At 73.6% G+C, this 25,787-nt stretch carries 19 protein-coding genes and 2 pseudogenes; 20 read left to right on the top strand and 1 reads right to left on the bottom strand.

The features are described from left to right. Nucleotide 1: 1 nt before the first annotated feature. Nucleotides 2–892 carry a KPN_02809 family neutral zinc metallopeptidase gene (ypfJ, locus tag QQS41_RS00990; RefSeq protein WP_448850845.1) on the bottom strand — a complete coding sequence of 297 codons (891 nt, stop codon included), beginning with the start codon at nucleotides 890–892 and terminating at the stop codon, nucleotides 2–4. Between the two features lie 127 nt (nucleotides 893–1,019). Between ypfJ and aspS the strand changes: the two genes are divergently transcribed. The 20 genes and pseudogenes from aspS (at nucleotide 1,020) to carB (ending at nucleotide 25,784) form a co-directional block, all read left to right on the top strand. Then, nucleotides 1,020–2,852 carry an aspartate--tRNA ligase gene (gene aspS / locus QQS41_RS00985; RefSeq protein ID WP_448850844.1) on the top strand — a complete coding sequence of 611 codons (1,833 nt, stop codon included), beginning with the start codon at nucleotides 1,020–1,022 and terminating at the stop codon, nucleotides 2,850–2,852. An 18-nt stretch (nucleotides 2,853–2,870) separates the two neighbouring features. Next, complete coding sequence (locus tag QQS41_RS00980; RefSeq protein ID WP_448850843.1) at nucleotides 2,871–4,307, top strand: phosphotransferase; 1,437 nt, start codon at nucleotides 2,871–2,873, stop codon at nucleotides 4,305–4,307. Beyond that, complete coding sequence (locus QQS41_RS00975; protein WP_448850842.1) at nucleotides 4,304–5,701, top strand: replication-associated recombination protein A; 1,398 nt, start codon at nucleotides 4,304–4,306, stop codon at nucleotides 5,699–5,701. Before QQS41_RS00980 ends, QQS41_RS00975 begins: the two co-directional genes overlap by 4 nt. Nucleotides 5,702–5,788: 87 nt before the next feature. Further along, nucleotides 5,789–8,452 (top strand): alanine--tRNA ligase, encoded by a 2,664-nt coding sequence (gene alaS / locus QQS41_RS00970; RefSeq protein WP_448850841.1) that lies wholly within the window; start codon nucleotides 5,789–5,791, stop codon nucleotides 8,450–8,452. Nucleotides 8,453–8,468: 16 nt separating this feature from the next. Then, on the top strand, nucleotides 8,469–8,951 hold the full coding sequence (ruvX, locus tag QQS41_RS00965) for a Holliday junction resolvase RuvX (protein WP_448850840.1): 483 nt from the start codon (nucleotides 8,469–8,471) through the stop codon (nucleotides 8,949–8,951). A gap of 410 nt (nucleotides 8,952–9,361) precedes the next feature. Then, a complete protein-coding gene (locus QQS41_RS00960) occupies nucleotides 9,362–10,477 on the top strand; it encodes an endolytic transglycosylase MltG (RefSeq protein WP_448851924.1) in 1,116 nt (371 codons plus the stop codon). A 59-nt stretch (nucleotides 10,478–10,536) separates the two neighbouring features. After that, nucleotides 10,537–11,349, top strand: coding sequence for a shikimate dehydrogenase (locus tag QQS41_RS00955; protein ID WP_448850839.1), 813 nt, complete (start codon nucleotides 10,537–10,539; stop codon nucleotides 11,347–11,349). Between the two features lie 148 nt (nucleotides 11,350–11,497). Next, nucleotides 11,498–11,989 carry a prepilin peptidase gene (locus tag QQS41_RS00950; RefSeq protein ID WP_448850838.1) on the top strand — a complete coding sequence of 164 codons (492 nt, stop codon included), beginning with the start codon at nucleotides 11,498–11,500 and terminating at the stop codon, nucleotides 11,987–11,989. Nucleotides 11,990–12,089: 100 nt separating this feature from the next. Further along, on the top strand, nucleotides 12,090–13,292 hold the full coding sequence (aroC, locus tag QQS41_RS00945) for a chorismate synthase (protein WP_448850837.1): 1,203 nt from the start codon (nucleotides 12,090–12,092) through the stop codon (nucleotides 13,290–13,292). Further along, complete coding sequence (locus QQS41_RS00940) at nucleotides 13,289–13,843, top strand: shikimate kinase (protein WP_448850836.1); 555 nt, start codon at nucleotides 13,289–13,291, stop codon at nucleotides 13,841–13,843. The genes aroC and QQS41_RS00940 overlap by 4 nt, the downstream gene beginning before the upstream one ends. Beyond that, nucleotides 13,840–14,937, top strand: a complete 1,098-nt coding sequence (aroB, locus tag QQS41_RS00935) for a 3-dehydroquinate synthase (RefSeq protein WP_448850835.1) — start codon at nucleotides 13,840–13,842, stop codon at nucleotides 14,935–14,937. Before QQS41_RS00940 ends, aroB begins: the two co-directional genes overlap by 4 nt. Before the next feature lie 47 nt (nucleotides 14,938–14,984). Further along, a pseudogene (aroQ, locus tag QQS41_RS00930) lies at nucleotides 14,985–15,407 on the top strand (type II 3-dehydroquinate dehydratase); the annotation flags it as partial. A gap of 101 nt (nucleotides 15,408–15,508) precedes the next feature. Beyond that, nucleotides 15,509–16,690, top strand: a complete 1,182-nt coding sequence (locus QQS41_RS00925; protein ID WP_448850834.1) for a M24 family metallopeptidase — start codon at nucleotides 15,509–15,511, stop codon at nucleotides 16,688–16,690. 140 nt (nucleotides 16,691–16,830) lie between these two features. Continuing rightward, nucleotides 16,831–17,394, top strand: coding sequence for an elongation factor P (gene efp, locus QQS41_RS00920; protein WP_448850833.1), 564 nt, complete (start codon nucleotides 16,831–16,833; stop codon nucleotides 17,392–17,394). Between the two features lie 8 nt (nucleotides 17,395–17,402). Beyond that, a pseudogene (gene nusB / locus QQS41_RS00915) lies at nucleotides 17,403–17,954 on the top strand (transcription antitermination factor NusB); the annotation flags it as partial. 324 nt (nucleotides 17,955–18,278) lie between these two features. Next, the gene (pyrR, locus tag QQS41_RS00910; protein WP_448850832.1) at nucleotides 18,279–18,860 is read left to right on the top strand and encodes a bifunctional pyr operon transcriptional regulator/uracil phosphoribosyltransferase PyrR; all 582 of its coding nucleotides are present in this window, start codon (nucleotides 18,279–18,281) and stop codon (nucleotides 18,858–18,860) included. Beyond that, the gene (locus QQS41_RS00905; protein ID WP_448850831.1) at nucleotides 18,857–19,846 is read left to right on the top strand and encodes an aspartate carbamoyltransferase catalytic subunit; all 990 of its coding nucleotides are present in this window, start codon (nucleotides 18,857–18,859) and stop codon (nucleotides 19,844–19,846) included. The genes pyrR and QQS41_RS00905 overlap by 4 nt, the downstream gene beginning before the upstream one ends. Next, the gene (locus QQS41_RS00900) at nucleotides 19,843–21,249 is read left to right on the top strand and encodes a dihydroorotase (protein ID WP_448850830.1); all 1,407 of its coding nucleotides are present in this window, start codon (nucleotides 19,843–19,845) and stop codon (nucleotides 21,247–21,249) included. Before QQS41_RS00905 ends, QQS41_RS00900 begins: the two co-directional genes overlap by 4 nt. Nucleotides 21,250–21,290: 41 nt before the next feature. Beyond that, nucleotides 21,291–22,439: a glutamine-hydrolyzing carbamoyl-phosphate synthase small subunit gene (gene carA / locus QQS41_RS00895; RefSeq protein WP_448850829.1), complete on the top strand. Its 1,149-nt coding sequence runs from the start codon at nucleotides 21,291–21,293 to the stop codon at nucleotides 22,437–22,439. Nucleotides 22,440–22,442: 3 nt separating this feature from the next. Further along, nucleotides 22,443–25,784 carry a carbamoyl-phosphate synthase large subunit gene (carB, locus tag QQS41_RS00890; RefSeq protein WP_448850828.1) on the top strand — a complete coding sequence of 1,114 codons (3,342 nt, stop codon included), beginning with the start codon at nucleotides 22,443–22,445 and terminating at the stop codon, nucleotides 25,782–25,784. Nucleotides 25,785–25,787: the final 3 nt, after the last annotated feature.

Below are 25,787 nucleotides of genomic sequence, written 5' to 3'. Positions count from 1 at the left end.
ATCAGCCCGAGTAGACGTCGCGGCCGAGCGTGTCGCACTTGGCCATCGAGCCGGTGCGGTAGCCCGTCAGGAACGCGTTCTCCCGCTGCTCCGACGAGCCGTGCGTCCACAGGTCCGGGTTGACGCCGCCGCCGGAGTGCGACTGGATGGCGTCGTCGCCGATGGCGCGCGCCGTCGCCATCGCGTCGCGGACCTGCTGCTCCGTCAGCGGCTCCAGGATGGCGTCCGGGCCGTCGTCGGCGAAGTGCGCCCAGATGCCCGCGTAGCAGTCCGCCTGGAGCTCGATGCGCACCGCGCCCGAGTCCGCGCCGGGGTCGTTGTAGTCCGACAGGTGCAGCGTCCCCTCGAGCTTCTGGATGTGGTGGCCGAACTCGTGGGCCACCACGTACTCCTGCGACAGCGGGCCCGAGCCGCCGCCCAGGCGCTCCAGCTGCTCGAAGAAGGACACGTCGTAGTAGCTCGACTCGTCGCCCGGGCAGTAGAACGGGCCGGTGTTCGCCGTCGCCGGGCCGCACGCCGACTGCGTGCGGCCGTCGAAGATGACGATGCCCGGCGCCGTGTACTCGATGCCCGCCTGCGCCGGCAGCTGCTCCGACCACACGCGGTCCAGCGAGATGCCCGTGAACTCGATGCGGCAGTCGACGTGCTCGTTGGCGTCGGCGCCGGTCTCGCAGTGGTCCAGGCCGCCCTGCTCCGCGTGCGTGCCCTGCTGCGGCGCGGCCGGCCCGCCGCCCTGCATCAGGGCGCCCGGGTCGCCGCCCAGGAGCAGGTACAGGCCGACCAGGACGATGCCGCCGAGGCCGCCGCCGACGGCGATCCCGCCCCTGCCGATGCCGCCTCCGCCGCGGCGGGCGCGATCCCCGCCCTTCCGGAATCCCTCGCTGAACGTCATGGCCGGAAGTATGGCACGGCCCGGGGCCGACGGCGGCGCGCCCTGCGGGTACACTCCGGTATTCGTGCGCCCGCCGCGAACCGGCGGGCCGAGGACCTCGAACGAACACCTGGAAGGAACCCCCGCAGTGCTGCGTACGCATCTCGCCGGAGAGCTCCGCGCCGAGCAGGCCGGACAGACCGTCACCCTGACCGGATGGGTCGCCCGCCGGCGTGACCACGGCGGCGTCATCTTCATCGACCTGCGGGACCGCTCGGGCATCGCCCAGGTCGTCTTCCGCGAGTCCGAGGTCGCCGAGCGCGCCCACCACCTGCGCAGCGAGTTCTGCGTCAAGGTCACCGGCGTCGTCGAGCCCCGCCCGGAGGGCTCCGAGAACCCGAACCTCGCCTCCGGCGCCATCGAGGTCAACGTCTCCGAGCTGGAGATCCTCAACACCTCCGCCGCCCTGCCGTTCCAGCTGGACGACCAGTCCAGCGCCAACGAGGTCGGCGAGGAGACCCGCCTGCGCTACCGCTACCTCGACCTGCGCCGCGAGGGCCCGGCGAAGGCCCTGCGCCTGCGCGCCGCCGCCAACCGCGCCGCTCGCGCCGTCCTCGACTCCCACGACTTCACCGAGATCGAGACCCCGACGCTGACGCGCTCCACCCCGGAGGGCGCCCGCGACTTCCTGGTGCCGGCCCGCCTGAAGCCGGGCACCTTCTACGCCCTGCCGCAGTCCCCGCAGCTGTTCAAGCAGCTGCTCATGGTCGGCGGCATGGAGCGCTACTACCAGATCGCCCGCTGCTACCGCGACGAGGACTTCCGCGCCGACCGCCAGCCGGAGTTCACCCAGCTGGACGTCGAGATGAGCTTCGTCGACCAGGAGGACGTCATCGCCCTGGCCGAGGAGGTGCTGACCGCCGTGTGGGCCGCCGCCGGCGTCGAGGTCACCACCCCGTTCCCGCGCATGACCTACGCGGAGGCCATGGAGCGCTACGGCTCCGACAAGCCCGACCTGCGCTTCGACATCCCGCTCGTCGACTGCACGGAGTTCTTCAGGGACACGACCTTCCGCGTGTTCCAGAACGAGTACGTCGGCGCCGTCGTCATGGAGGGCGGCGCCTCCCAGCCGCGCCGCCAGCTCGACGCGTGGCAGGAGTGGGCCCGCCAACGCGGCGCCAAGGGCCTCGCCTACATCCTCATCGGCGAGGACGGCGTGCCGGGCGGCCCCGTCGCCAAGAACATCACCGACGCCGAGCGCGAGGGCATCGCCGCCCACGTCGGCGCCAAGCCGGGCGACTGCATCTTCTTCGCCGCCGGCGACACGAAGTCCTCCCGCGCCCTCCTCGGCGCGGCCCGCGGCGCCATCGCCGAGAAGCTCGACCTCATCGACCCCGACGAGTGGGCCTTCACCTGGGTCGTCGACGCCCCGATGTTCGAGCCGTCCGCCGACGCCAAGGCCTCCGGCGACGTCGCCCTCGGCCACTCCGCGTGGACCGCCGTCCACCACGCCTTCACCTCCCCGAAGCCGGAGCACCTCGACACCTTCGACGAGAACCCGGGCGAGGCGCTGGCCTACGCCTACGACATCGTCTGCAACGGCAACGAGATCGGCGGCGGCTCCATCCGCATCCACCGCCGCGACGTCCAGGAGCGCGTCTTCAAGGTCATGGGCATCGGCGAGGAGGAGGCCCGCGAGAAGTTCGGCTTCCTGCTCGACGCCTTCGCCTTCGGCGCCCCGCCGCACGGCGGCATCGCCTTCGGCTGGGACCGCATCGTCAGCCTCCTGGCCGGCGTCGACTCCATCCGCGAGGTCATCGCCTTCCCGAAGTCCGGCGGCGGCGTCGACCCGCTGACCGACGCGCCCGCGCCGATCACCGCCGCGCAGCGCCGCGAGGCCGGCATCGACGCCAAGCCGAAGCCGAAGGCCGACGCCGCGAAGGCCACGGGCGGCGACGCCGCCCCGGCCGCCGGCGCGTAGGCGGCGACGGGGACGACCATGCAGGACACCGACGCCACCGGCCGCGCGGGGGAGGCCCGCGCGGCGGCGTCGCCGATCGCGGCGCACGACGAGCCGGTCCCAGGCGGCGTCCCCCCGCACGGGGACGCGGCCGGATCCGCGCCGCAGGCCGGCCGGACCCGCGACGTGGTGCCCGCCGACGCGACCGACGCGGACGTCCCGGCGCTGCTCGACGACGCCGCCGACCTCCTGGCCAGCCGCTTCGGCGGCCGCCCCGAGCTCGGCGATCCCGAGGACCTCGGGGGCTCCGGCGACGCCCTGGTGCTGCGCGTGCGCGTCGCGCCGAACCCGTTCCTGCCGGAGCGCTCCGTCGTCGTCAAGCAGCTCGCCCCCGCGGCGGCGCAGGGCGTCGAACCGGCGGTGCTCCGCGAAATCGCGGCGTACCAGTTCACGACCGCCCTGCCGGCGGACGTGCGGCCCGGGCCGGTGCTGCTCGCCCACGACGTCGACCGCCGCCTGGTCATCATCACCGACGTCGGCGACGGCGTGACCTTCGCCGACGTGCTCACCCGCCGCGAACCGGAGCCCGGGGAGCGCATCAACGCGCTGCGCATGCTCGGCCACGCGTTGGGCCGCATGCACGCCGGCACCGCGGAGCGGGAGGCGGGCTTCGATTCGCTGGCCCGCCGCATGTGGCGCGCCCACCGCGACATCCCCGGGCTGGTCCTCGGCGGCCGCGACCGGGGCATCGTCCGCTCCATCGACCTCGGCCTCGCCCTGCTCGAGCACCGCGGGGTATCCGTGCCCCGTGAGGTCCGTGCGCTGGTGGAGGAGGCGGTGCGCCGCATCTCCGACGGCTTCCACCGCGCTTTCACGCCCTTCGAGCTGCTGCCCGACAACATCCTGTTCGGCGGCGGCGCCGTCAACGTCCTCGACTACGAGTGGGCGGGCTACCGCGACGTCGGCTTCGACCTCGCCAACGTCATCGCCGGCTTCCCCCGCAACCCGCGGATCGCCCCGCTGGAGGAGGACGAGGTCCGCGTCCTGCTCGACGCCTGGATGTCCGAGGTCCGCCGGACCTGGCCGGACATCGAGGAGGAGGACACCCTCGGCCAGCGCATCACCGTCGGCCTGCTGGGCTGGACGCTCATCATGGTGACGGTCATGCACATCGGCTCCGTCGACCAGGGACTGGAGACGGAGGCGGCCATCGAGCGCCGCCTGGCCGGCCAGGGCTACGACGTCGACGACCGGGACGAGGGCGTCGTCGCCCACCTCGCCCGCACGCTCGCGGCCGCCGACGAGGGCGAGCCGCCCGCCGCCGGGCGCGCGACCGTCCGCAGCGTCGCCGCCACCGCCCGGGTGCTGCGCGCCTGGGCCGAGGGCCGCCGCACGCCCTCGCCGGCGCTCGCGGCGTTCGCCGCCGACGTCGCCGAGATCGCCTCGGCCGGGGCTCGGGAGGGGGCCGCCCGATGACCGGCGGCCCCGGACTGTTCGACGAGCCCGCCCCGGCGGGCGCCGCTGGCCCGGGGGCCGCCGGCGCGGCAGACGGCGGCGGTGCCGGCTCCGACTACTTCCACCCCGGCGCCCACGCTCCGCTGGCCGTCCGCATGCGGCCGCGGACGCTCGACGAGGTCGTCGGCCAGTCGCACCTGCTCGGCGAGGGCAAGCCCCTGCGGCGGCTCGTCGAGGGCGGCGGCGACGCCTCCGTCATCCTCTTCGGCCCGCCCGGCACCGGCAAGACGACGCTGGCGGGACTCATCTCCACGTCGACGGGACGCGACTTCGAGGCGCTGTCCGCCCTGAACTCCGGCGTCAAGGAGGTCCGCGCCGTCATCGAGCGCGCCCGGCGGCGCCTCGTCCGCGACGGCTCCCGCACGGTGCTGTTCATCGACGAGGTCCACCGCTTCAGCAAGACGCAGCAGGACGCCCTGCTCGGGGCCGTGGAGAACCGCACCGTGCTCCTCGTCGCCGCCACGACGGAGAACCCGTCGTTCTCCGTGGTCTCGCCCCTGCTGTCCCGGTCGCTGCTGCTGCAGCTGGAGTCGCTGGACGACGGCGACATCGCCGAGCTGCTGCGCCGCGCGGTCGCCGACGAGCGCGGCCTCGACGGCCGCATAGAGCTGGCGGACGACGGCCTGGAGCAGCTCGTGGCGCTGTCGGCCGGCGACGCGCGCCGGTGCCTCACCTACCTTGAGGCCGCCGCCGAGGGCGTCGCCGACGGGGGCACGCTCGACGCGGCCGCCGTGGAGCGCGCCATCGACCGCGCGACCATCCGGTACGACCGCGACGGGGACCAGCACTACGACGTCACCAGCGCCTTCATCAAGTCGGTGCGCGGCTCCGACGTCGACGCCGCCCTGCACTACCTGGCCCGCATGATCGAGGGCGGGGAGGACCCGCGGTTCATCGCCCGGCGCATCGTCATCCTCGCCAGCGAGGACGTCGGCATGGCCGACCCGAGCTGCCTCCAGACCGCGGTCGCCGCAGCGGAGGCGGTGCAGATGATCGGCATGCCGGAGGGGCGCCTGCCGCTGGCCCAGGCCGTCATCCACCTCGCGACGGCCCCGAAGTCCAACAGCGTCATCGCCGCCATCGACGCGGCGCTGAAGGACGTCCGCGGCGGCAAGGCCGGGCCCGTCCCGCCGCACCTGCGCGACGGCCACTACGCCGGCGCGAAGGCCATCGGCAACGCCGTCGGCTACCGCTACCCGCACGACGACCCCCGCGGCGTCGTCGAGCAGCAGTACCCGCCGGACAACGTCCTGGACGGCGTCTACTACGCGCCGTCGGACCACGGGCGGGAGAAGCCGATCGGCGAATACATCGGCCGCCTGCGCCGCATCGTGCGCGGGTTCCGCCGCGGCTGACCCCGGGGAGTATGCTGTCCGGGTGCCGTCGGCCCGGACCCGGGCCGGCACCCGCCCGCGATCGACCGACCAGAAGGACGAACAGCCTTGCAGACCCACGAGATCCGCCAGCGTTTCCTGGATCACTTCACCTCCCACGGGCACGTGGAGGTCCCCAGCGCATCGCTGATCCTCGAGGACCCGAACCTGCTGTTCGTCAACGCCGGCATGGTCCCGTTCAAGCCCTACTTCCTGGGTCAGGAGACCCCGTCCTTCGACACGGCGACGTCGATCCAGAAGTGCGTGCGCACCCTCGACATCGAGGAGGTGGGCATCACGACCCGCCACAACACCTTCTTCCAGATGGCGGGCAACTTCTCCTTCGGCGACTACTTCAAGGAGGGCGCGATCACGCTCGCCTGGGAGCTGCTGACGAAGCCGGTGGCGGACGGCGGCTTCGGCATCGACCCGGATCGCCTGTGGGCCACGGTCTACCTCGACGACGACGAGGCGCACGACATCTGGACCGGGAAGGTCGGCCTGCCGGAGGAGCGCGTCCAGCGCCGCGGCATGGCGGACAACTACTGGTCGATGGGCGTGCCCGGCCCGTGCGGCCCGTGCTCGGAGATCTTCTACGACCGCGGCCCGGAGTACGGCGTCGACGGCGGCCCGGTGGCGGACGAGGACCGCTACGTCGAGATCTGGAACCTCGTCTTCATGCAGAACGAGCGCGGCGAGGGCATCGGCAAGGACAACTTCGAGATCCTCGGCCCCCTGCCGAAGAAGAACATCGACACCGGCATGGGCATCGAGCGCGTCGCGTTCCTGCTCCAGGGCGTCGAGAACGTCTACGAGACGGACCTGCTGCGCCCGGTCATCGACGCCGCGGAGAAGCTCACGGGCTCCACCTACGGCGGCTCCCAGCGTGACGACGTGCTGTTCCGCGTCATCGCCGACCACGCGCGCACCGGCCTCATGCTCATGCTCGACGGCGTCACCCCGTCCAACGAGGGCCGCGGCTACATCCTGCGCCGCCTGCTGCGCCGCATCGTCCGCTCCGCCCGTCTGCTCGGCGCCGAGGGCGCGACCCTGGAGACGCTGCTGGACACCGTCCGCGAGACGATGACCCCGTCCTACCCGGAGATCGCGGACAACTGGGACCGCATCCGCCGCACCGGCGTCGCCGAGGAGCGCGCGTTCCTCAAGACCCTCGAGGCCGGCACGCGCCTGTTCGAGGAGGCCGCCGCGGAGGCGAAGTCCGCCGGCCGCACGACCCTGTCGGGCGACGACGCGTTCACCCTCCACGACACCCACGGCTTCCCGCTGGACCTGACGCTGGAGATGGCCTCCGAGGCCGGCCTGACGGTCGACGAGGAGGGCTTCCGCGAGCTCATGGCCGAGCAGCGCGCCCGCGCCAAGGCCGACAATCGCGCGAAGAAGCGCACCCACGGCGACCTCGGCGTCTACCGCGAGTTCCTCGACGAGCACCCGACCGTGTTCACCGGCTACGACCGCCTCATCGACGAGTCGACGGTGCTGGGACTGGTCTCCGGCGGCGAGCGCGTCGAGCGCGCCGCGGAGGGCGACGAGATCGAGGTCATCCTCGACCGCACCCCGCTGTACGCGGAGTCCGGCGGCCAGATGGCCGACCACGGCCGCATCACCACCGGCTCCGGCGCCGTCGTCGAGATCGGCGACGTCCAGAAGGTCGGCAAGAAGCTGTGGCTGCACAAGGGCCGCGTCGTCTCCGGCGAGGCCGCCGTCGGCGAGCTCGCCGAGGCCCGCGTCGACGAGGTCTGGCGCCACGGCGCCACCCAGGCGCACTCCGCCACCCACCTCGTCCACGCCGCGCTGCGCGAGGTCCTCGGCCCGGACGCCGTCCAGGCCGGCTCGCTGAACAAGCCGGGCTACCTGCGCTTCGACTTCACCTACGGCGAGCAGCTCTCCGAGGAGCAGCTGCGCCGCGTGGAGGCGCTGGCCAACGAGGCCGTCGACGCGGACTGGACCGTCAACACCATCGAGACCTCCCTCGACGAGGCGAAGGCGATGGGCGCGATGGCCCTGTTCGGCGAGAACTACGGCGACCGCGTCCGCGTCGTCGAGATGGGCGGCCCGTTCTCCATGGAGCTGTGCGGCGGCACCCACGTCGCCCACACCTCCCAGATCGGTCCGGTGGCGGTGCTGGGCGAGTCCTCCGTCGGTTCCGGCGCCCGCCGCATCGAGGCGTACTCCGGCATGGACTCGTTCCGCTACCTGTCCGCGGAGCGCCTGCTGGCCGAGCGCCTCGCCGCCGAGTTCAAGACCCCGTCCGCCGACCTGCCGGATCGCATCGGCGCCCTGTCGGAGAAGCTGAAGGCCACCGAGAAGGCGCTCGCGGACCTCAAGGCGAAGCAGCTGCTGTCCGACGCCGCCTCCCACCTCGACTCCGCGGAGCAGGTCGGCGACGTCACCTTCCTCGGCCTGAACCTGCCGGAGGGCACGAAGGCCGGCGACATGCGCACCCTCGCCAACGACCTGCGCGGGCGCCTCAACGACCGCGCCGCCGTCGTGGTGCTGTGCGGCAAGGACGGCGGCAAGGCCCCGTTCGCCGTCGGCGTCACCGACCCGGCGGTCGCCGCGGGCCTGAAGGCCGGCGATCTCGTCCCGGTCCTCGGCGCCCACATCGCCGGCCGCGGCGGCGGCAAGCCGCAGCTGGCCCAGGGCGCGGGCAACGACCCGTCGGGCGTCGACGCCGGCCTCGCCGCCGTGCGCGCGCACCTCGCCGGGCGCTAGGCCGGGGGAGTCCCGCGTGGCGACGCTCGTGCCCGACCGGCCCGGCGCCGACGATCCCGGCCCCGGCCGGCGCCTCGGCGTCGACGTCGGCGACGTCCGCGTCGGCGTCGCCGTCAGCGACCCCGACGGCCTGCTGGCCACCCCGGTGGAGACCGTCGCCCGGGCCACCGGCCGGCGCGGCCCCGACGGCCCCGACATCGACCGGCTCGTGGAGCTGGCGGAGGAGTTCGGCGTCGTCGAGATCGTCGTCGGCCTGCCGCTCATGCTCGACGGCACGCCCGGCACCTCGGCGCGCAAGGCCGCCGACGTCGCCTTCCGCCTGCGCCGCCGTCTCGGCGACGTCGCCGTCCGGATGGGCGACGAGCGCATGACGACGGTCATCGCCCAGTCCCGGATGCGGGAGGCGGGGGTGTCCGCCCGGGAGGGCCGGAAGTCCGTCGATCAGGCCGCCGCCGTCGAGATCCTCCAGGCCTGGCTGGACCTGCGCCGCGGGACGTAGGCCCCGGACACGGCCCGCCTTGCACGGGCGACGGCCCCCGCACACGCCCGCCCGTGCCCGGCCGGAACACCGTCGGGGGTGGCCGGGGGTGGCCGGGGGTAACGTTCGGGCGTCGGCACCGGTAAGACCTCCCCGCCCGCGCGCCGCCGCGGTCCGGCGGCGTCGCCGCCGGTCACGCCCCGTCGTCACGCGAACGACGGTCACCGGGCGGTTGACGCGTCCCGTCCGGCGCGACCCGCCGTGACCGCAACGTGACTTTCGGCGCGCCGTGCGCGACAATCGCAGGGTTAGTTCACCGTCGACCCCGGAGGAAGCACCCCATGAGCAAGACCGCCCGTCGGGGCGCGCCCCGGGACAGGGGCCGCGGCCGCAACGGACGTCGGGGGCGGGTGCGCCGCCGGCAGACGTCGATGGCCATCAACGTCACCTCCATCCTGCTCAGCCTCATGGTCCTCGTCGGCGTCGGCGTCGCCTGGGCCCGCGGCGGCACGGAGGGCGACTTCAGCGGCGACGGCAACGGCACCCCGGTCATGGTGGAGGTCGCCGCCGGCCAGTCCCTGTCGGACCTGGCCGACGAGCTCGACGCGAAGGGCGTCGTCGGCTCCCCGGGCGCCTTCGTCAACGCGGCGAACGCGCACCCGCGGTCGAACTCCCTGCAGCCCGGCTTCTACCGCCTGGAGGAGCGGATGTCCGCGGAGTCCGCGGTCGAGGCCCTGCTCAACCCGGAGAACCAGGCGGGCATGATCGACATCCCGACCGGCCTGCGCCTGGAGGACACCCACGTCGTGGCGTCCGACGACGTCCGCAAGGGCATCTTCACCCTCATCTCCGAGGCGTCCTGCGCCGGCGGCGGCGAGGACTGCGTCAGCGTCGAGGACCTGCGCGCCGCGGCGGGCACGACCCCGCCCGCGGAGCTCGGCGTCCCCGCGTGGGCCGTCGACGCGGTCAACGCCCGCGGCGACGACCCGAAGCGCATCGAGGGCCTCATCACCCCGGGCATCCACCACTTCGACCCGTCGGGCGACGCCGTCGCGGTGCTGAAGGGCCTGCTGGCGGAGTCCGCGCAGCAGTTCGAGTCCACGGGCCTGGAGGCGACGGCGATGGCCGTCGGCCTCACCCCGTACGAGCTCGTCACCGCCGCGTCGCTGGTGGAGGCGGAGGCGCCGGCGGACGACTTCGACAAGGTCGCCCGCGTCATCCTCAACCGCCTGGAGATCAACCAGCCCCTGGAGTTCGACTCCACCGTCAACTACGACCTGCCGGACCAGGAGGTCGCGACGACGGACGAGGCCCGCGCCCGCGAGACCCCGTGGAACACGTACCGCATGTACGGGCTACCGGCGACGCCCATCGGCGCGCCGTCGCTGAAGGCCATCGAGGCGATGGAGAACCCGGCGCCGGGCGAGTGGCTGTACTTCGTCACCGTCGACTCCGAGGGCACGACGATCTTCTCCAACACCCTCGAGGAGCACCAGGCCGCGACGCAGCAGGCGATCGACGGCGGCGTGCTGGACTCCAACCGATGACCGGCGCGCCCGGCCCGGGGAAGCCCCCCGCGGCGCTTCCCGCGCCCGCCCGTGATGGCGTGGCGCATCGCGCCGCGGTCCTCGGGCGCCCCATCGCGCACTCGAAGTCGCCGCAGCTGCACGGCGCCGGCTACGCCGCGCTCGGGCTCGACGACTGGGAGTACGTCCGCGTCGACTGCGGCGCAGAGGAGCTGCCGGCGCTCGTCGCGGCGGCGGGCCCGGAGTGGGCCGGGTTCTCCGTCACCATGCCCGGCAAGTTCGCCGCGCTGGAGACGGCGGACGAGTCGACCGAGCGGGCCCGGCTCGTCGGCTCCGCGAACACGCTCGTGCACCTGCCGGACGGCGGGTGGCTGGCGGACAACACCGACTGCGACGGCGTCGCCGGGGCGCTCGCGGAGCTCGGCGCCGATGATCTGCCCGACGGCCGCGCGGTGGTCGTCGGCGCCGGCGGCACCGCCCGCCCGGCCCTGTGGGCCCTGGCCCGCGCGGGCGTGCGCCACCTCGACGTCGTCGCCCGCTCCGAGCGGGCCCTGGCCGTCGAGCCCCTCGCCGCCGCGCTGGGGATGGAGTTCACGTGGGTGCGCTTCGACGACGGGCGCCTGCCGGACATCGCCGGCGCCTCCGACGTGCTCGTGTCCACCGTGCCGTCGGATGCGCTGCAGGGCGTCGCGACGTACCTCGCGCGCGCCCCGCGCATCCTCGACGTCATCTACGACCCGTGGCCGACGCCGCTGGCCCGCGCCGCGGGCGAGGTCGGCCATCCCGTCGTCGGCGGCCTGTCGATGCTGCTGCACCAGGGCACGGCCCAGTTCGAGCGGTTCACCGGGCACGCGGCGCCCGTCGCGGAGATGCGCGCGGCGCTCGGCGCCTGACGCGGGGTCCTGCCCTTCCGTCCGCTTCGCCGCCCGATCCGCCGCCGCCATCCACTGTGCCGCGGCCGATCTTCCCGCCCGCCCGGGCCGTCCACGGTCGGGGCGACGGCCCCCGCACGCCCGCCGGCGCGCCCGTAGCGTCCCGCCCATGACGCCGGTCCTCCCGTATCTGGCCCTCGCGTGGGCCGCCGTGCTCGCATGGCGCGACTTGACGCGCCGCCGCCTCGACGACGCGCTCACGCTGCCCGCGGCCGTGCTCGTTCCCGCCGCCGCGGTGCTTGACGACGGGACCCGCGCGGCCACGCTCGCCGTCGCCGGGGCCGCGTGCTGGGCGGGGGCGCACCTCGCCCTGGCGGTGGCGGCGCCGGGGTCGATGGGCGGCGGCGACGTGAAGCTGGCCCTGCCGCTCGGCGCGGCCGTGGGTTGGGCGGCGGTCCGCTCGGGCGGCGCGGGGGACCTGCCCGTCCTGCTGGCCGCCGCCGTCGCGGCGTCGGGGGCGGCGACGGCGGCCCTGGGCGTCGTCACGCGGATCCGGTGGCGCGGCGGGGAGCGCAACCGGGACGCGGACCCGGGCGCGGTGCCCCACGGGCCCGGGATGCTGGCGGGCGCGGCGCTGGCCGTCGCGCTCGCGGCCGCGTGAGCCACCCGCACGGCACCGGAACCGGCGGCGCGGGGGAGGGTCGGCGGCGGGTCCCGGGCTATGCGCCCGCCGCGGCGGGCGGCATGCCACAATGGCACCCATGTTTCGTTGGACCACTGCAGGGGAGTCGCACGGCCAGGCGCTGATCGCCATGGTCGAGGGCGTCCCCGCCGGCGTCACCGTGACGCGCGAGGACGTTTCCCACCAGCTCGCCCGCCGCCGCCTCGGCTACGGCCGCGGCGCCCGCATGAAGTTCGAGGCCGACGAGCTGACGTTCGTCGGCGGCGTCCGCCACGGCCGGACGCTCGGCTCGCCCGTCGCCATCATGATTGGCAACACGGAGTGGCCGAAGTGGACCACCGTCATGTCCTCCGACCCGGTGGACCCGGCGGAGCTGGAGACCGCCCGCGGCGCCCGCCTGACCCGCCCGCGCCCGGGCCACGCCGACTTCAACGGCATGCTGAAGTACGACCACGAGGACGCCCGCAACATCCTCGAGCGCTCGTCGGCCCGCGAGACCGCCGCCCGCGTCGCCGCCGCCAGCGTCGCCCGCGCCATCCTGCGCGAGGCGCTCGGCGTCGAGGTGGTCACCCACGTCGTCTCCATCGGCGCCTCCGAGCCGTACGACGGCCCGCTGCCGACGTTCGACGACGTCGACGCGATCGACGCGTCGCCGGTGCGCGCCTTCTCGAAGGAGGCGGAGGAGTCGATGGTCTCCGAGATCGAGGCCGCGAAGAAGCAGGGCGACACGCTCGGCGGCATCGTCGAGGTCGTCGTGCACGGCCTGCCGGTCGGCCTGGGCTCCCACATCTCCGGCGACGCCCGCCTGGACGCCCGCCTGGCGTCGGCGCTGATGGGCATCCAGTCCGTCAAGGGCGTCGAGATCGGCGACGGCTTCGAGGAGGCCCGGCGCCGCGGCACCGCCGCCCACGACGAGATGGTCCGCGAGGGCGACGGCGTGACCCGCCTGACCAACCGCGCCGGCGGCCTCGAGGGAGGCATGACCAACGGCCAGCCGCTGGTCGTCCGCGCCGCGATGAAGCCGATCTCCACCGTGCCGCGTGCGCTGAAGACCGTCGACATGGCCACCGGCGCCGCCGCCACCGCCATCCACCAGCGCTCCGACGTGTGCGCCGTGCCCGCCGGCGGCGTCGTCGCCGAGGCGATGGTCGCGCTGACGCTGGCGCAGGCCGTCATGGAGAAGTTCGGCGGCGACAGCATCGGCGAGACCCGCCGCAACGTCGAGGGCTACCTGGCGCAGGTCGCCGGGCGCCTCGCCTGGGACGAGGGGGCCGCCGAGTGACCGCGCCCGCCGACGCCCCGCTCGCCGTCCTCGTCGGGCCGCCCGGCGCCGGCAAGTCGACCATCGGCCGGCGCCTCTCCCGCGCCCTCGGGGTGCCGCTGACGGACTCCGACGAGCTCATCGAGCAGCGCGAGGGCCGCGCCTGCGGCGAGGTCTTCTCCGACCTCGGCGAGCCGCGCTTCCGCGAGATCGAGGAGGAGCTGGTGGCGGAGGCGCTGACCCGCCCCGGCATCGTCAGCCTCGGCGGCGGCGCCGTCCTGTCGGAGGCCACCCGCGCCCGCCTGTCCCGCCACGCCGTCGTCTACCTGGAGATCGACGCGGAGGAGGGCGTGCGCCGCACGGCGGAGGAGAACACCCGCCCGGTGCTGGCCGCCGAGGACCCCGCCGCCCACTACCGCGCCCTGCTGGACCGCCGCCGCCCGCTGTACGAGGAGGTCGCGTCGTTCCGCGCCCGCTCCGCCGGCCGGACGCCGCAGCAGGTCGTCGCCGAGATCCTCGGCTTCCTGGAGTCCGACGAGGACGACGCCGCCCCCGAGAGGAGCAACGCATGACCACCATCACCGTCAACGGCCCCCGGCCGTACGACATCGCCGTCGGCCGGGGCCTGGTCCCCGCCATCGCGGAGGCCGCCTCCGGCGCGTCCGTCGTCGCGATCGTCCACCAGGGCTCCGTCGCGGGCCCGGTGCGCCGCATCGAGGAGGCGCTCGCCGCCGCCGGCGTCGACGCCTTCGCCCTCGAGGTCCCCGACGCGGAGGCCGGCAAGACCTTGCAGGTCGCCGAGCGCTGCTGGGACGCCCTCGGCGAGCGGGGCCTCGGCCGCCGCGACGCCGTCATCGCCGTCGGCGGCGGCGCCGCCACCGACCTCGGCGGCTTCGTCGCCGCGGCGTGGATGCGCGGCGTCGACGTCATCCAGGTGCCCACCACGCTGCTGGCCATGGTCGACGCGGCCGTGGGCGGCAAGACCGGCGTCAACACCGCCGCGGGCAAGAACCTCGTCGGCGCGTTCCACGAGCCGGCCGCCGTGTTCTGCGACCTCGACTTCCTGCGCACCCTGCCGGAGGCGGAGATCGTCGCCGGCTCCGCGGAGATCATCAAGGCCGGCTTCATCGCCGACACCGCCATCCTGGACCTGTACGAGGCCGACCCGGCCGCCGCGATCGACGTCGACGGCGCGCTGGAGGAGCTCATCGTCCGGGCCATCCAGGTCAAGGCCGACGTCGTGTCGCAGGACCTGCTGGAGTCCGGGCTGCGCGAGATCCTCAACTACGGCCACACCTTCGGCCACGCCGTCGAGCGGCACGAGGAGTACCGCTGGCGCCACGGCCACGCCGTCGCCGTCGGCATGGTCTACGTCGCCGAGCTGGCCCGCCTGGCGGGCCTCATCGACGCGGACCTGGTGGAGCGCCACCGCCGCATCCTCGAGTCCATCGGCCTGCCGACGACGTACGCGCCCGGCCTGTTCGACGAGCTGCACGCCGGCATGACCCGCGACAAGAAGAACCGCCGCGGCCGCATCCGCTTCGTCGTCCTCGAGGAGCCGGGGCGCTGCACGCGCCTGGAGGACCCGGACACGGAGACGCTGCGCGCCGCTTACGACGCGCTGACCGCCGCCGGGAAGCCCGCCGCGGAGGAGTCGGCCCGATGATCGCCGCCGACGGCCCCCGCCCGCTCGTCCACCCCGACGCCGGCCCCATGCACGTGCTCGTGCTCAACGGCCCGAACCTCGGCCGCCTGGGGAAGCGGCAGCCGGACGTCTACGGCGCGACGACGCTGGACGACGTCGAGGAGCAGCTGCGGCACCTCGGCACCATGCACGGCATCACCGTCGAATGCCGCCAGTCCGACTACGAGGGCGAGCTCATCGGCTGGGCCCACGAGGCCGCCGACGAGGGCTGGCCCGTCATCATCAACCCCGGCGGCCTGACCCACACCTCCGTGGCGCTGCGCGACGCGATGGCGGAGGTCGCCGACGCCGGCGGCTTCTTCGAGGTCCACATCTCGAACGTCCACGCCCGCGAGCCGTTCCGCCACCACTCGTACCTGTCGCCGATCGCCGACGGCGTCATCGTCGGCTGCGGCGTCGCCGGCTACGGCATGGCGCTGGGCGCCATCGCCGGCCGCGCGGGGGAGTCCGCGGGCGCCGGGGCCGCCGCATCCGCCGGAGCCGGGGCCGCCGCCGGCGACACCGACCATTCCACCGTTCCGGAGGAGGACCGATGACCGACCACGCCACCGCCGGGGCCGACGCCGCGACCGCCCGCCCCGACTTCGCCGCCCGCCGCGCGGCCCTGGCCGCCGCGCTGCCGGAGGCCGGGTGCGACGCGCTCGTCGTCACGCATCCGGCGCACGTCGCCTGGCTGACGGGCTTCTCCGGCTCCAACGGCGCGGTGCTCGTCGACGCCCGTGAGGGCGCCGAGCCCGCCGTCATCTCCACCGACGGCCGCTACACCGTGCAGGTCGCCGCGCAGGCCCCGGATCTGCGCTGCGTCGACGCCCGCGCGTGCGGCACCGCGCTCATCGCGGATCTGCTGGAGCGGGAGAAGACGCGTGACGACGGGGCCTCCGACGCCGGCGACGCGGCCGATGCCGCCGCGCCCCGCATTGGCTTCGAGGCCGGCCACGTCACCGTCGCCGCCGCCGGCGCGCTGCGCGAGGCGGCGGGCGGGGAGCTCGTCGAGGTCACCGACGTCGTCGAGAAGCTCCGCGCCGTCAAGGACGACGTCGAACTGGATCTGCTGCGCCGCGCCGCGGAGATCGCCGTCGACGCGTTCGCCGCGCTGACCGCCGACGGCTGCATCCGCGCCGGCGTCACCGAGCGCGAGGTCGCCGCCGAGCTGGAGTACCGCATGCGCGTCCGCGGCGCCGACGGTCCGAGCTTCGACACCATCGTCGCCTCCGGCCCGAACTCCGCGAAGCCCCACCATGGGGCGGAGGACCGGGTGCTGGAGGAGGGCGACCTGGTCACCGTCGACTTCGGCGCGCTGGCGAACGGGTACTGCTCCGACATGACCCGCACCGTCGCCGTCGGCGGCGCCGACGCGGCCGACGACTTCTCCCGCGAGATCCACTCCGTGGTCCTGCGGGCCCAGCTCGCCGGCGTGGAGGCCGCCCGTCCCGGCGCGAAGCTGACGGAGGTCGACGCAGCCTGCCGCGACGTCATCGTCGCCGCCGGATACGGCGAGTACTTCGTGCATTCGACGGGCCACGGCATCGGCGTCGACGTCCACGAGTTCCCGTACGCCGCCGTCTCCGGCACCGGCGTGCTGGAGCCCGGCATGACGCTGACCATCGAGCCGGGCATCTACGTCCCGGGCCGCGGCGGCGTGCGCATCGAGGACACGCTGGTCATCACCGACGGCGACCCCGAGAACCTCGTCCCGCTGCCGAAGACCCTCTGATCCCGCGCCCGCCGCGCCGCCGTCCCCGCGTCGGCGCGGTGGGCGACCCCGCGGTCCCCGGCGCGGCGCGTTTCCCGTGCGCCGCCTGCGCGGGTACCGTGGACCCGCAAGACACCCATCCGCCCCACAGGAGTGAACACGTGGCAACCACCGCCGACTTCAAGAACGGCCTCGTGCTGAAGATCGACAACAAGCTTCAGCAGATCGTCGAGTTCCAGCACGTCAAGCCGGGCAAGGGCCCCGCCTTCGTCCGCACGAAGCTGAAGGACGTCGTCTCGGGCAAGACCATCGACAAGACGTTCAACGCCGGCGTCAAGGTCGAGACCGCCACCGTCGACCGCCGCGACATGACCTTCCTGTACCGCGACGGCCAGGACTTCGTCCTCATGGACGACAAGACGTTCGACCAGATCAACCTGGAGCCGGCCCTCATGGGCGACGGCGCCCGCTTCCTGCTGGAGAACTCCCCGGTGCAGGTGTCCTTCCACGAGGGCAACCCCCTGTTCGCGGAGCTCCCGGTGTCCGTGGAGCTGAAGGTCGAGCACACCGATCCGGGCCTGCAGGGCGACCGCTCCACCGGCGGCACCAAGCCGGCGACCCTGGAGACCGGCGCCGAGGTGCAGGTCCCGCTGTTCATCGAGACCGGCGACCTGCTGAAGATCGACACCCGCGACGGCTCCTACCTGTCGCGCGTCTCCAGCTAGGCCCGGCGGTGGGCAAGGACCGCACCGGGGCCCGCGAGGCCAACTACAAGCGCCGCGGGGCCCGCTACCGGGCGCGCCGCCGCGCCGTCGATCTGCTGTTCGAGGCGGAGCAGCGCTCCGTCGACGCGGAGGAGCTCGTCGCCGACCGCATCGAGCTGGCCCGCGATCCGGAGGCCGGCGTCGCGCCGGTGCCGGAGTACGCGGAGGAGATCGTCATCGGCGTGGCCCGCGAGATCCTCGGCATCGACGACACGATCGTCGGCTACCTGTCGGAGGAGTGGCCGCTGCACCGGCTGCCGGCCGTCGACCGCGCGATCCTGCGCATCGGCACGTGGGAGCTGTTCCACAACCCGGACGTGCCGCCGCGCGTCGCGGTGGTGGAGGCCGTGGAGCTGGCCGCCGAGTACTCGACGGACGTCGCGCCACCGTACATCAACGCGGTGCTCGACTCCGCCGCGGACGTCGCCGATCAGGCGCGGCTGGCCGCGGCCGCGGTCGTCGTCCCGCCGCGGGACGCGGAGCCGCGTGACGACGCCGCCCCCGCCGCGGCGGAGCCCGACGCCGACGGCGCGGGCGACGCGCCGGAGGAGGCGCCCGCGCGGGAGGCGGGCGCGGACGCCGCGCAGGAGGACGTCGTCACGCACGGGACGGCGACCGACGCGGACGCAGCACCCGCGGGCGACGCGGATGCCGCGGACTCCGTGGTCGATGCCGGCGAGGCGAAGCGGGGGGAGTAGCCCCGCACGACGCCCCCGCACCGGGACACCCCGGTGCGGGGGCGCCGCCGATCCCGGACCGGGCCGAGACCGGTGCTATCCTCGAGCCGGTATGTCACGTCGACATCCTTTAAGGGACCGCACCGAGAGGCGGGGAAGGAGGTCACGATGAGCGACGATACGAACGCCGGGCACGTCACGGAGCTGCTGAGCGCCGAGGAGGTGTCGCGGACGGTCGCGCGCATCGCGCACCAGATCATCGAGAAGACGGCATTGGACGGATCGGCCGCGCCGAGGGTGGTGCTGCTGGGCATCCCGTCGGGGGGAGTGCCGCTGGCCGAGCGGCTGGCGGGGCGCATCGAGGAGTTCTCGGGCGTGCGCCCGGAGACCGGCAGCCTCGACATCACCCTGTACCGCGACGACCTGCGGGACCGCCCGCACCGGGCGCTGCAGCCGACGCGCATCCCGCCGGCCGGGCTCGACGGGGCCCTGGTCATCCTGGTCGACGACGTCCTGTTCAGCGGCCGCACCATCCGCGCCGCGCTCGACGCCGTCTCCGACATCGGCCGGCCGGACGCCATCCAGCTGGCGGTCCTCGTCGACCGCGGCCACCGGCGCCTGCCCATCCGCGCGGACTACGTCGGCAAGAACCTGCCGACCGCGCGCACGGAGGACGTGCAGGTGTTGACCGAGAGCCTCGACGGCCGCGACGCCGTCGTCCTGTCCCGCCCCGAGGAGGAGGGCAAGTGAAGCACCTGCTGTCCATCGCGGACCTGAGCCGGGACGAGATCGTCGGGCTCATGGACGAGGCCGACCGGTTCCGGGAGGCGCTCGACGGCCGCGAGATCAAGAAGCTGCCGACGCTGCGCGGCCGCACCATCTACACCCTGTTCTACGAGAACTCGACCCGCACCCGCGCCTCCTTCGAGACCGCGGGCAAGTGGATGAGCGCCGACGTCATCAACATCTCGGCGTCGTCGTCCTCCGTGAAGAAGGGCGAGTCGCTGAAGGACACGGCGCTGACCCTCGACGCCATTGGCGCCGACGCCATCGTCGTCCGCCACCCGTCGTCCGGCGCCGCGAAGCAGATCGCCGACTGGACCGGGAAGCACGGCCAGCAGCCGTCCATCGTCAACGCCGGCGACGGCAAGCACCAGCACCCCACCCAGGCGCTGCTCGACGTGGTGACGCTGCGCCAGCGCCTCGGCGGCATCGAGGGCCGCAAGATCGTCCTCGTCGGCGACATCCTGCACTCCCGCGTCGCCCGCTCCAACGCCGACCTGCTGTCGACGCTGGGGGCCGAGGTCGTCTTCGTCGCGCCCCCGACGCTGCTGCCGTACGGCGTGGAGGAGTGGCCGGTGCGCGTTAGCTACGAGATGGACCCGGAGCTGCCCGACGCCGACGCGGTGATGATGCTGCGCGTCCAGCAGGAGCGCATGAACGGCGGGTTCTTCCCGTCGCACCGCGAGTACGCCACCCGCTACGGGCTGTCCCGCAACCGCGAGAAGCTGATGCGCGACGACGCCATCGTCATGCACCCCGGCCCGATGCTGCGCGGCATGGAGATCAACGACCACGTCGCCGACCTGCCGCGCACCGCCGTGCTGCAGCAGGTCTCCAACGGCGTCCACGTCCGCATGGCCGTCCTGTTCACGCTGCTGACCTCCGGCTCCACCGGGCCGATGGAGACCGGCGTCAAGGGCACCGGCTCGACCGAGGAAGGAGCGGCCAAGTGACCGCGACGCAGACCACCCCGGCCGCGGGGACCGACTACCCGGAGGCGGGCCCGCTGGCGCCGCCGGTGCGCGGCGACCTCGTCCTGCGCGGTGTCCGCCCCTACGGCGAGGGCGAGCCCGTCGACGTGCTCGTGCGCGACGGCGTCATCGCCGCCATCGGCGCCGACGCCGCGGCGGATGCGGCCGACGGCGCGGCGACGCTCGAGTTCGACGGCCTCGTGCTGCTGCCGGGCCTCGTCGACATCCACGTCCACCTGCGCGAGCCGGGCCGCGAGGACACGGAGACCCTGCAGACGGGCTCCGAGGCGGCCGCCCGCGGCGGCTTCACCGCCGTGTTCACCATGCCCAACACGAAGCCGGTGATGGACGACCCGTCGATCGCCGAGAGCGTGTGGCTGAAGGCCCAGGCCATCGGCCTGTGCGACGTGCACCCCATCGGCTCCATCACCAAGGGGCTGGAGGGCACCAACCTCACCGAGTTCGGCATGATGGCCGACTCCCAGGCGAAGGTCCGCGTCTTCTCCGACGACGGCAAGTGCGTCGACGACCCGATGATCATGCGCCGCGCCGTCGAGTACGCCCGCGGCATGGACGTCCTGCTGGCCCAGCACTGCGAGGACCCGCGGCTCACCGTCGGCGCCGTCGCCCACGAGGGCCCGACCGCCGCGCGCCTCGGCCTCGGCGGCTGGCCGCGCGTGGCGGAGGAGTCCATCGTCGCCCGCGACGCCATCCTGGCGCGCGACTACGGCGGCCGCACCCACATCTGCCACGCCTCCACCGAGGGCACCGTCGAGCTGGTGAAGTGGGCGAAGGACCACGGCATCCCCATGACCGCCGAGGTCACCCCGCACCACCTCATCCTCACCGACGCGCGCCTGGAGACGTTCGACGGCGTCAACCGCGTCAACCCGCCGCTGCGCGAGGACCGCGACACCGCGGCCCTGCGCCAGGCGCTCATCGACGGCGTCATCGACTGCGTCGCCACCGACCACGCCCCGCACGGCTCCGAGGAGAAGTGCTGCGAGTTCGACATGGCGCGCCCGGGCATGCTGGGCCTGGAGACGTCGATGTCCATCATCGCCGAGGAGTTCGTCCTCGACGACGGCCCGTGCGACTGGCGCTGGCTGGCGAAGGTCATGTCCGAGCGCCCGGCGGAGATCGTCCGCCTGCCCGGCCACGGCCGCCCCATCGCCGTCGGCGAGCCGGCGAACCTCACCGTCGTCGACCCGGAGAAGCGCTGGGTCGTCCACGGCGAGGACCTGGCGTCGAAGACGACCAACACCCCGTACGAGGACATGGAGATGCGGGTGTCCGTCGCGGCCACCGTGCTGCGCGGCCGCGTCACCGCCCTCCACGGCGAGGCCGACCCGGCCCTGCCGACCGACACCGGGGCCCGCGCATGAGCGCCGGTTCCGCCCCCACCCACGAACAGAAAGGCAGCCACGTGAGCAACGAGCCCGCCAACGATCTTCCGGCGGTCCTGGTCCTCGCGGACGGACGCGTGTTCCGGGGCCGCGGCTTCGGCGCCGCCGGCCGCACCCTCGGCGAGGCGGTGTTCACCACCGCCATGACCGGCTACCAGGAGACCCTGACCGACCCGTCCTTCCACCGGCAGCTCGTCACGATGACCGCGCCCCAGATCGGCAACACCGGCTGGAACACCGAGGACGGGGAGAACCCCGGCGACCGCATCTGGGCCGCCGGCGTCATCATCCGCGACCTGTCGCGCATCCCCTCCAACTGGCGCAACGACGCCGGCACCCTGTCGCAGGTCATGGCCGACCAGGGCATCGTCGGCATCCGCCAGGTGGACACCCGCGCGCTGGTCCGCCACATCCGCGAGCACGGCTCCGTCGCCGCCGGCATCTTCTCCGGCGAGGAGGCCGCCAAGCCGGTGGAGGAGCTGCTGGAGATCGTCCGCTCCCAGCCGTCCATGGAGGGCTCCGATCTCGCCTCCGAGGTCACCACGGAGGAGACCTACGTCGTCGAGCCGGAGGGCGAGGCGAAGAAGACCGTCGTCGCGTGGGACCTCGGTATCAAGGCCAACACCCCGCGCGAGATGGCCAAGCGCGGCATCCGCGTCGTCGTCGTGCCAGCCGCCACCACCTACGCGGAGGCCAAGGAGGCCCACGACCCGGACGGCGTGTTCCTGTCCAACGGCCCGGGCGACCCGGCCACGGCCGACGCCCAGGTCCAGGTCGTCAAGGACGCCCTCGACGACGGCATGCCGCTGTTCGGCATCTGCTTCGGCAACCAGATCCTCGGCCGCGCCCTCGGCCTGGACACGTACAAGATGACGTTCGGCCACCGCGGCCTCAACGTCCCCGTGATGGACCACCGCGACCAGCGGGTCTACATCACCGCGCAGAACCACGGCTTCGCCCTGAAGGGCGTGGCGGGCGACTCCTTCGAGACCCCGTGGGGCACGGCCTCCGTCACCCACACCTGCCTCAACGACGGCACCGTCGAGGGCGTGGCCCTGGACAGCGGCCGCGCGTTCTCGGTGCAGTACCACCCGGAGTCCGCCGCCGGCCCGCACGACGCGCGCACCCTCTTCGACACGTTCCTCGAGCTCATGGAAGGCCAGGTCTAGCCCATGCCCCGCCGCACCGACATCAACCACGTCCTGGTCATCGGCTCCGGCCCGATCGTCATCGGCCAGGCCTGCGAGTTCGACTACTCCGGCACCCAGGCGTGCCGCGTGCTGAAGGAGGAGGGCCTGCGGGTCACCCTCATCAACTCGAACCCGGCGACCATCATGACGGACCCGGAGTTCGCCGACCACACCTACATCGAGCCGATCCAGCCGCAGTACATCGAGAAGATCTTCGAGAAGGAGAAGGAGGCTGGCCACCCGATCGACGCGGTGCTGGCCACCCTCGGCGGCCAGACGGCCCTCAACGCGGCCATCCAGCTGGACCGCGCCGGCATCCTGGAGAAGTACGGCGTCGAGCTCATCGGCGCTGACATCCCCGCCATCCAGCGCGGCGAGGACCGCCAGATGTTCAAGGACATCGTCGAGAAGATCGGCGGCGAGTCCGCCCGCTCCCGCGTGTGCCACGACATGGACGAGGTCCGCGAGACCGTCGCGGAGCTCGGCCTGCCGGTCGTCGTCCGCCCGTCGTTCACCATGGGCGGCCTCGGCTCCGGCCTGGCGTTCACCGACGAGGACCTGGAGCGCATCGCCGGCGGCGGCCTCGCGGCCTCCCCGGAGGCGAACGTCCTCATCGAGGAGTCCATCCTCGGCTGGAAGGAGTTCGAGCTGGAGCTCATGCGCGACGCCGACGACAACGTCGTCGTCATCTGCTCCATCGAGAACGTCGACGCCCTCGGCGTCCACACCGGCGACTCCGTCACCGTCGCCCCGTCCATGACGCTCACCGACCGCGAGTTCCAGGTGATGCGCAACCAGGGCATCGCCATCCTCCGCGAGGTCGGCGTCGCCGCCGGCGGCTGCAACATCCAGTTCGCCGTGAACCCGGAGGACGGGCGCATCATCACCATCGAGATGAACCCGCGCGTGTCCCGCTCCTCGGCGCTGGCGTCGAAGGCCACCGGCTTCCCGATCGCGAAGTTCGCCGCGAAGCTGGCCATCGGCTACACCCTCGACGAGATCACCAACGACATCACCGGCGAGACCCCGGCGGCGTTCGAGCCGGTGCAGGACTACGTCATCGTCAAGGCCCCGCGCTTCGCGTTCGAGAAGTTCCCGGGCGCCGACGACACCCTGACGACGACGATGAAGTCCGTCGGCGAGGCCATGGCCATCGGCCGCAACTACATCGGCGCGCTCGGCAAGGTCATGCGCTCCCTCGAGAACAAGCCGTCCGGCTTCTGGACCGTCCCCGACGAGGCGTTCGCCGGCGACCGCGCGACCGACGTCGACGCGGTCCTGGAGGACCTGCGGCGCCCGACCGAGGGCCGCATCTACGACGTCGAGCTGGCCCAGCGCCTGGGCGCCTCCATCGAGCAGATCCACGAGGCCTCCGGCCTCGACCCGTGGTTCATCGCCGAGATGGAGAACCTGCAGGACGTCCGCCGTAAGCTCCTCGACGCCGCCGTCGTCGACGAGGACCTGCTGCGCGAGGCGAAGTACTGGGGCCTGTCCGACGCCCAGATCGCCGCGCTGCGCCCGGAGCTGGCCGGCGAGGAGGGCGTGCGCACGCTGCGCTGGCGCCTCGGCGTCCACCCGGTGTTCAAGACCGTCGACACCTGCGCCGCCGAGTTCGAGGCGAAGACCCCGTACCACTACTCGGCCTACGAGCTGGACCCGGCCGCCGAGTCGGAGGTCGCGCCGCAGACCGAGCGCGAGAAGGTCATCATCCTGGGCTCCGGCCCGAACCGCATCGGCCAGGGCATCGAGTTCGACTACTCGTGCGTCCACGCCGCGCTGGAGCTGTCCCGCGTCGGCTACGAGACGGTGATGGTCAACTGCAACCCGGAGACCGTCTCCACCGACTACGACACCGCCGACCGCCTGTACTTCGAGCCGCTGACGTTCGAGGACGTCATGGAGGTCTACCACGCGGAGTCGCAGTCCGGCACGGTCGCCGGCGTCATCGTCCAGCTCGGCGGCCAGACCCCCCTGGGCCTGGCGCAGCGCCTGGCGGACGCGGGCGTGCCGGTAGTCGGCACGACCCCGGAGGCCATCGACATGGCGGAGGACCGCGGCGAGTTCGGCAAGGTGCTGGAGGCCGCGGGCCTGCCGGCGCCGGCGTTCGGCACCGCGACCTCCTTCGCGGAGGCCCGCGAGGTCGCCGCGTCCATCGGCTACCCGGTGCTGGTCCGCCCGTCCTACGTGCTGGGCGGCCGCGGCATGGAGATCGTCTACGACGAGGCGACGCTGGAGGACTACATCGAGCGCGCCACGGAGCTGTCGACGGACCACCCGGTGCTCGTCGACCGCTTCCTGGACAACGCCATCGAGATCGACGTCGACGCCCTGTGCGACGGCGAGGAGGTCTACCTCGGCGGCGTCATGGAGCACATCGAGGAGGCCGGCATCCACTCCGGCGACTCGGCGTGCGCCCTGCCGCCGATGACGCTGGGCGACGACACCATCGACCTGGTCCGCCGCTCGACGGCCGCGCTGGCGCACGGCATCGGCGTGAAGGGCCTGATGAACGTCCAGTACGCCCTGAAGGACGACACCCTGTACGTCATCGAGGCCAACCCGCGCGCCTCCCGCACCGTGCCGTTCGTCTCCAAGGCGACCTCGGTGCAGCTGGCGAAGGCCGCGTCCCGCGTCATGATGGGCGCGACCATCGCGGAGCTGCGCGCCGAGGGCATGCTGCCGGAGGGCATGGACGGTGGCTCGCTGCCGCTGGACGCGCCCATCGCGGTGAAGGAGGCCGTGCTGCCGTTCAACCGCTTCCGCAGCCCGGACGGCCGCCAGCTGGACTCCCTGCTGAGCCCGGAGATGAAGTCCACCGGCGAGGTCATGGGCCTGGCGGGCGACTTCGGCCAGGCGTACGCGAAGAGCCAGGCCGGGTCCTACGGCGACCTGCCGGCGGAGGGCACCATCTTCGTGTCGCTGGCGAACCGCTACAAGCGCACCCTGGTGTTCCCGATCCAGCGCCTGGCGCTGATGGGCTTCCGCATCCTGGCCACCCGCGGCACGGCGGGCATGCTGCGCCGCAACGGCATCGACTGCGAGGTCGTGAACAAGTTCACCGCCGACGGCCCGGAGGTCGAGGGCGAGTCCACCATCGTCGACGCCATCCGCGCCGGCGAGGTCGACCTCATCGTCAACACGCCGGGCGGCTCCGCGGGGGCGCGCCAGGACGGCTACGAGATCCGCGCCGCGGCGGTCGCCATGGGCGTGCCGTGCGTGACGACGGTCCAGGCCGCCATCGCGGCCGTGCAGGGCATCGAGGCCATCCGCGACAACGAGACGGACGTGCGCCCGCTGCAGGACCTGCACGGCGCGGGGGCGTAGGCC

Source organism: Corynebacterium sp. 335C, from assembly GCF_053525695.1.
Note: the sequence above shows the minus strand (reverse complement) of the source record. Positions and strands in the feature narration are given on the sequence as shown.

Bases quoted from the DNA above. Each gene is read 5' to 3' on its own strand.
- aroB (WP_448850835.1), top strand. From the start codon at position 13,840: ATGACCACCATCACCGTCAACGGCCCCCGGCCGTACGACATCGCCGTC.
- QQS41_RS00950 (WP_448850838.1), top strand. From the start codon at position 11,498: ATGACGCCGGTCCTCCCGTATCTGGCCCTCGCGTGGGCCGCCGTGCTC.
- QQS41_RS00960 (WP_448851924.1), top strand. From the start codon at position 9,362: ATGGCCATCAACGTCACCTCCATCCTGCTCAGCCTCATGGTCCTCGTC.
- QQS41_RS00980 (WP_448850843.1), top strand. From the start codon at position 2,871: ATGCAGGACACCGACGCCACCGGCCGCGCGGGGGAGGCCCGCGCGGCG.
- QQS41_RS00975 (WP_448850842.1), top strand. From the start codon at position 4,304: ATGACCGGCGGCCCCGGACTGTTCGACGAGCCCGCCCCGGCGGGCGCC.
- pyrR (WP_448850832.1), top strand. From the start codon at position 18,279: ATGAGCGACGATACGAACGCCGGGCACGTCACGGAGCTGCTGAGCGCC.
- aroC (WP_448850837.1), top strand. From the start codon at position 12,090: ATGTTTCGTTGGACCACTGCAGGGGAGTCGCACGGCCAGGCGCTGATC.
- ypfJ (WP_448850845.1), bottom strand. From the start codon at position 892: ATGACGTTCAGCGAGGGATTCCGGAAGGGCGGGGATCGCGCCCGCCGC.
- carB (WP_448850828.1), top strand. From the start codon at position 22,443: ATGCCCCGCCGCACCGACATCAACCACGTCCTGGTCATCGGCTCCGGC.
- QQS41_RS00925 (WP_448850834.1), top strand. From the start codon at position 15,509: ATGACCGACCACGCCACCGCCGGGGCCGACGCCGCGACCGCCCGCCCC.